Source organism: Halolamina salina, assembly GCF_042678005.1.
In the GTDB taxonomy this organism is placed as follows: Archaea; Halobacteriota; Halobacteria; order Halobacteriales; family Haloferacaceae; genus Halolamina; species Halolamina salina.
This window is the reverse complement of record NZ_JBHUDH010000065.1, coordinates 1-642: the sequence shown is the minus strand read 5'-3', so window position 1 is coordinate 642 and position 642 is coordinate 1. Positions and strand designations below refer to the sequence as shown.

1 protein-coding gene and 1 pseudogene are annotated in these 642 nt (G+C 73.8%); one reads left to right on the top strand and one right to left on the bottom strand.

The genetic code is table 11. The annotated features are described in order from the left end of the window. The coding region (locus ACFR9S_RS07075; RefSeq protein WP_379818340.1) for a tripartite tricarboxylate transporter permease at positions 1-391 on the top strand (391 nt) is incomplete at its 5' end. On the opposite strand, the pseudogene ACFR9S_RS07070 reads toward ACFR9S_RS07075, so the two are convergent. Next, positions 388-642, bottom strand: a pseudogene (locus ACFR9S_RS07070) (metal-dependent hydrolase); the annotation flags it as partial. The gene ACFR9S_RS07075 and the pseudogene ACFR9S_RS07070 overlap by 4 nt on opposite strands.

The following is a 642-nucleotide window of genomic DNA, read 5'->3' as shown; positions in this document are numbered from 1 at the left end:
CGCGAACAGTTCGACGGCGGTGTTCGCCCTGTTCGCGCTGGTCGCGCTCGGCTCGCCCCGCTCGGGCGTGCTCGTGGCCGTCGACGACGCGGGGGTGCCGCTCTCGCTGTCGGTGCTGCTGCCGGTGGTCGTCGTCGCGGCCGCGGTCGGATTCGTCCTCGTCGGCGTGCTGGGCGACGCGGCGTTCCGGGCCGTGTCACGGCTGAATCAGCGACGGCTGGCGCTTGGAGTGCTCTGTCTGCTCGTCGCGCTCGCCACGCTGTTCGCGGGGGTCGCGGGGGTCGCAGTGTTCTCGTTGGCGACGCTGGTGGGGCTGTTCGCGGTCCGGATCGGCGCGCGCCGGGTGTACCTCATGGGGGTGTTGCTCGGCCCGCTGGCGCTCGGCCTCTAGAGTGCGACGTACGCGACGGCGTAGGCGGCGCCCGCGAGCGTCACCGCCGCCAGTCCCGTGAGCGCGGCGCCGACGGCGTCGGGGCGCTCGACCGTCACGTCCGGTATCCTGACCCGAGGGGCGGCGCCGATCATCCCGACCGCGAGCACCGAGAACACGAACGGGTAGGAGAAGTCCAGCGTCGGCGCGGGGATCGCCAGCGCGGCCAGCGCGTAGCCCGCACCGGCGACCGCCCGGAAGTCGATCGCCTC